Source organism: Cohnella lubricantis (genome assembly GCF_014212015.1).
GTDB classification, from domain to species: domain Bacteria; phylum Bacillota; class Bacilli; order Paenibacillales; family Paenibacillaceae; genus Cohnella; species Cohnella lubricantis.
Genome location: NZ_JACJVN010000074.1, coordinates 8,933 through 13,724, shown reverse-complemented (window position 1 = coordinate 13,724; position 4,792 = coordinate 8,933). Strand labels below are relative to the sequence as shown.

Here is a 4,792-nt window from a genome sequence, read left to right as displayed (position 1 = left end):
ATTTGTTGATACCGAACTTTCTGACTGCTGCTTTAACGCCAATCCAACCGTTTGCGATCTCCTGAATAATAGCGAGTTTTTCCGAGGCTGTATGTTCCTTTTTGGACATGGAAAATGCTCCCCTTACAGTAACAGGTTTTATTATTTCACCTGTCTACCGTATGGGGAGCATATCAGTTGAGGGGAGGCCTGTTACTTCTATTTGCAGCTTAAGCCTGCAGCATCCGCGCGCGCAGCGCTTGAATCTCCGGATTCTCGAGATACTCGTCGTACGTCGTCATCCGGTCGATGATGCCGTTCGGCGTGATCTCGATGATGCGGTTCGCGATCGTCTGAATGAATTGATGGTCATGCGACGTGAAGATCACCGTCTCATCCGTGTCGATAAGTCCGTTGTTAAGCGCCGTGATCGATTCGAGATCCAAGTGGTTGGTCGGTTCGTCGAGCAGCAGCACGTTGCCGCCGGTTAGCATCATCTTGGACAGCATGCAGCGTACCTTCTCGCCTCCGGACAGCACCGAAGCCTTCTTCAGCGCTTCGTCGCCGGAGAACAGCATCCGCCCGAGGAAGCCGCGGATGAACGATTCGTCCTGATCCTTCGAATATTGGCGCAGCCAATCGACGATCGACAGCTCGACGCCTTCGAAGTACGGCGTGTTGTCCTTCGGGAAGTAGGAGGCCGTGATCGTCACGCCCCATGTGACGGAGCCGGAATCCGGCTGCACTTCGCCCGCCAGCACCTGGAACAGCGCCGTCTTGGCATGGCCGTAAGGGCCGACAAGGGCGATCTTGTCGCCTTTGTTGACGACGAACGAGATGCCGTCCAGCACGGTCTCGCCGTCGACGGTCAGCGCGACGTTGTCGACTGTGACGATCTGCTTGCCCGCTTCGCGCTCCGCCTTGAAGTGGATGAACGGATACTTGCGGTTGGACGGACGGATGTCGTCCAGCGTGATCTTGTCGAGCATCTTGCGGCGGCTCGTCGCTTGCTTCGCCTTGGACTTGTTCGCGGAGAAGCGCTGGATGAACGCCTGCAGCTCCTTGATCTTGTCTTCCTTCTTCTTGTTCTGGTCGCGCATCAACGACAGAGCCAATTGGCTCGACTCGTACCAGAAGTCGTAGTTGCCCACGTACAGCTGAATCTTGCCGAAGTCGATGTCCGCGATATGCGTACAGACCTGGTTCAGGAAGTGACGGTCGTGGGATACGACGATGACGGTGCCTTGATAGCCGGACAGGAAGTCTTCCAGCCAGTTGATCGACTCGAGATCCAAGTGGTTGGTCGGCTCGTCGAGCAGCAGGATGTTCGGGTGTCCGAACAGCGCTTGCGCGAGCAGCACGCGAACCTTCTCATTGCCGCCTAGCTCAGCCATCTTCTTGTCATGCAGATCGGTTGTGATTCCGAGGCCGTTCAGCATCTCGGCCGCTTCGCTCTCGGCTTCCCAGCCGTTCATCTCCGCGAACTCGGCTTCGAGCTCGCCCGCGCGCATGCCGTCCTCGTCGGTGAAGTCGGCCTTCGCGTAGATGGCGTCCTTCTCCTTCATCACTTGATACAGGCGCTCATAGCCCATAATGACGGTCTCGAGCACGCCGTAGTCGTCATATTCGAAGTGGTTCTGCTTCAGCACCGCGAGGCGCTCGCCCGGCGCGATGTGCACTTCGCCCGACGAAGGCTCGATCTCGCCGGACAGAATCTTCAGGAACGTCGACTTGCCCGCTCCATTAGCCCCGATCAAGCCGTAGCAGTTGCCCGGGGTGAATTTGATGTTGACGTCTTCGAACAACGCGCGCTTGCCGTAGCGAAGACTGACTCCGTTAACCGTAATCATTGAGATAGATCCATCCTTTGTCCCCAATTGAGGTTGTTATGATGAGGGTCCGGCTTCCTGATGCGGCATGAACCGAAGCGTCTCGCCGTGCTGCAGCAGGAACAACCGATCCTCTGACAGCCCAAGCCGCCGCCGCTCTGCCTCCAGCCGGTCCAGCGCTTCCTTCGGCGTATCGTCCGCCAGCTTAAAGGAACCATAATGCATCGGAACGAAGTACTTCGCCCCGACATCGCGGAACGCCTGCAGCGCCTCCTCCGGATTCATGTGCTCCTCGGACATGAACCATTCCGGATCGTATGCGCCGATCGGCAGCAGCGCGATATCAATCGCGAACCGCCGGCCGATCTCTTCGAACGCTCGGCAATATCCGCTGTCTCCCGCGAAGTAGACGGTCGGGCCGTTCGGCGATTCGATGATCCAGCCTCCCCAGTGGGAATTGTTCGTGTCCCACGGGTTGCGTCGAGCCCAGTGCTGGGCCGGAACGAACGTGAATTTGACGCCATGATGCGTGACCGATTCCCACCAGTTCATCTCCGCCACCTGACGGAAGCCCTTCAGAAGCATCTTCTTGCGAAGCCCGGCCGGAACGAGCAGTCGCTTCGTGCCTCGCAGCCTGCGCAACGATGTGACGTGCAGATGGTCGTAATGGGAGTGCGAGACAAGCACGAGATCAATGGGCGGCATGTCCGACATGGCGATGCCCGGAGGGGCTAGCCGCTTCTGCATCGCCATTCGCCGAGCCCAGACCGGATCGGTCACCATATTCAAACCTGCCATCTGGATCAGGAACGTGGAATGTCCGATCCAAGTGATGGACGGCTCGATGCGATTCTGTAGTAGAAAAGGCAAATCCGGACGTACATTCGGAATGCAGTCGCTATAGTCCTTGGAACGCAGCTTGGTCAGCCGCTCCTGCCGCCAACGGGCGAACCGGTGTCTTCCCGCGCGGACGGCCCCGGCTGAATCCAAGTTGCCGAAGCGGTGATTGCGCATGAGATCCCTCCGCTGATGTGTTCATTCATACTATAGCAGGAATCCGCCGATTGTACCAACACACAAGCCCGCCAGACGCGGAAATTGGACTTGCGGACGGCCTCATTTGGCAGCCGGGACCAAGTTGAGTTAATGTATAAGTAAGGAAGCTGTTAACGGGAGGGAAAATGGAATGAAGCTATTGTCTATTGAACCGACGCCGAGCCCGAACTCGATGAAGCTGAACGTCGACGAAAAGCTGCCGCTTGGCGAGCGCTATACCTATACATTGGAACGCCGGGATCAGGTTCCGCCGTTCTATCTGCGGCTGTTAGGGATCGACGGGGTCAAAAGCGTGTTCCGCACCGCCGACTTCATCGCGGTCGACCGCCGTCCGAACAAGGACTGGGCCGTCATTCTCGGCGCCGTCCGGGAGCTGTTCGGCGAGGATGGTTCCGCCGCCGGAGGAGCCGGAAGCCTCGAGACGTCCGGCTTCGGAGAATCGCACGTGCTCGTGCAGATGTACCGCGGCATTCCGATGCAGATCCGGGTGCGCACCGGCGGCCAGGAAGCGCGCGCCGCGCTTCCCGAGAAGTTCGGCCAAGCGGTCAGCGAAGCCGCCGGCGCGACGATGATCCGCGAGCGGAAGCTCGAGGAATTCGGCGTCCGGTACGGCGAGCCGCAAGAGATCTTGGACGAGGTGGCGCGCGAGCTGGACGCCGCGTACACCGAGGAGCGGCTGCGCGAGCTGATCGCGCAGGCCCGGGCGCAGGCAGATGCGGGCGCGGCGGGCGAGGAAGCCGCGCCGCCGGAGGCGCCTGCGCCGCTCTCGAGCGAAGAGCTCGCTTCGCGGCTCCGCTCGCCGGATTGGCAGACGCGCTATGCGGCGCTAGCCCGCATGAAGCCAGACGCCGAGCAGCTTCCGCTGCTGGCGCTGGCCGTGCGCGACGCGCACGTATCGGTGCGCAGGCTCGCCGTGGTGTACCTCGGCGACCTGCGCATCCCGGAGGCGCTGCCGCATCTGTTCGGCGCGCTGAAGGATTCGTCGGCGGCCGTGCGGCGCACCGCCGGCGACACGCTGTCCGATCTCGGCGATCCCGCCGCGATCGGACCGATGGTGGAGGCGCTGGGCGACGCCAACAAGCTCGTGCGCTGGCGCGCCGCGCGGTTCTTGTACGAAGCCGGCGACGAGACGGCTTTGGAAGCGCTCGAGCGCGTGGCGGCCGCCGAGCCGGAATTCGAGGTGCGGCTGCAGGCTGAGATGGCCGTCGCCCGCATCAAGAGCGGCGAGGAAGCCGCCGGCTCGGTCTGGCAGCAGATGACGCGGGCGCGCGAGCAGGAGCAGGGTCAGGCTGGCCAGGCTGGCGAAGGCGGCAAGGCTTGAGCCTCGCAATTTTTGAACGCCTCAGCCAGTTAAGCGCGTTAGAAGAGCTGAGTTATCCGGTTAATCCGGCTAACTCGCTCTCACATCGCTCCTTCCAGGCCGAGTTATCCGGTTTATCCGGTTAACTCGCCCTCACATCGCTCCTTCCAGGCCGAGTTGCACGGGTTATCCGGCTAACTCGCCTTCACATCGCTCCTTCCAGGCCGAGTTGCACGGTTTATCCGGCTAACTCGCCTTCACATCGCTCTTTCCAGGGCGAGTTATCCGGTTAATCCGGCTAACTCGCTCTCACATCGCTCCTCCCAGGCCGAGTTGCACGGTTTATCCGGCTAACTCGCCTTCACATCGCTCTTTCCAGGCCGAGTTACACGGGTTTATCCGGCTAACTCGCCTTCACATCGCTCTTTCCAGGCCGAGTTACACGGGTTTATCCGGCTAACTCGCCCTCACATCGCTCTTTCCAGGCCGAGTTGCACGGTTTATCCGGCTAACTCGCCTTCACATCGCTCTTTCCAGGCCGAGTTGCACGGGTTAACCGGCTAACTCGCCCTCACATCGCTCTTTCCAGGCCGAGTTGCACGGTTTATCCGGCTAACTCGCCCTCACA

3 protein-coding genes are annotated in these 4,792 nt (G+C 60.4%); 1 reads left to right on the top strand and 2 read right to left on the bottom strand.

Going from position 1 to position 4,792, the window contains the following annotated elements; all coding sequences use genetic code 11:
- Positions 1-209: 209 nt before the first annotated feature.
- Positions 210-1,829, bottom strand: coding sequence for an ABC-F family ATP-binding cassette domain-containing protein (locus H4Q31_RS17995; RefSeq protein WP_185180454.1), 1,620 nt, complete (start codon positions 1,827-1,829; stop codon positions 210-212).
- Between the two features lie 36 nt (positions 1,830-1,865).
- Positions 1,866-2,822, bottom strand: coding sequence for an MBL fold metallo-hydrolase (locus H4Q31_RS17990; protein WP_185180453.1), 957 nt, complete (start codon positions 2,820-2,822; stop codon positions 1,866-1,868).
- A 172-nt stretch (positions 2,823-2,994) separates the two neighbouring features.
- Between H4Q31_RS17990 and H4Q31_RS17985 the strand changes: the two genes are divergently transcribed.
- On the top strand, positions 2,995-4,185 hold the full coding sequence (locus tag H4Q31_RS17985; protein ID WP_185180452.1) for a conserved virulence factor C family protein: 1,191 nt from the start codon (positions 2,995-2,997) through the stop codon (positions 4,183-4,185).
- Positions 4,186-4,792 lie beyond the last annotated feature (607 nt).

Bases quoted from the DNA above. Each gene is read 5' to 3' on its own strand.
- H4Q31_RS17995 (WP_185180454.1), bottom strand. From the start codon at position 1,829: ATGATTACGGTTAACGGAGTCAGTCTTCGCTACGGCAAGCGCGCGTTG.
- H4Q31_RS17990 (WP_185180453.1), bottom strand. From the start codon at position 2,822: ATGCGCAATCACCGCTTCGGCAACTTGGATTCAGCCGGGGCCGTCCGC.
- H4Q31_RS17985 (WP_185180452.1), top strand. From the start codon at position 2,995: ATGAAGCTATTGTCTATTGAACCGACGCCGAGCCCGAACTCGATGAAG.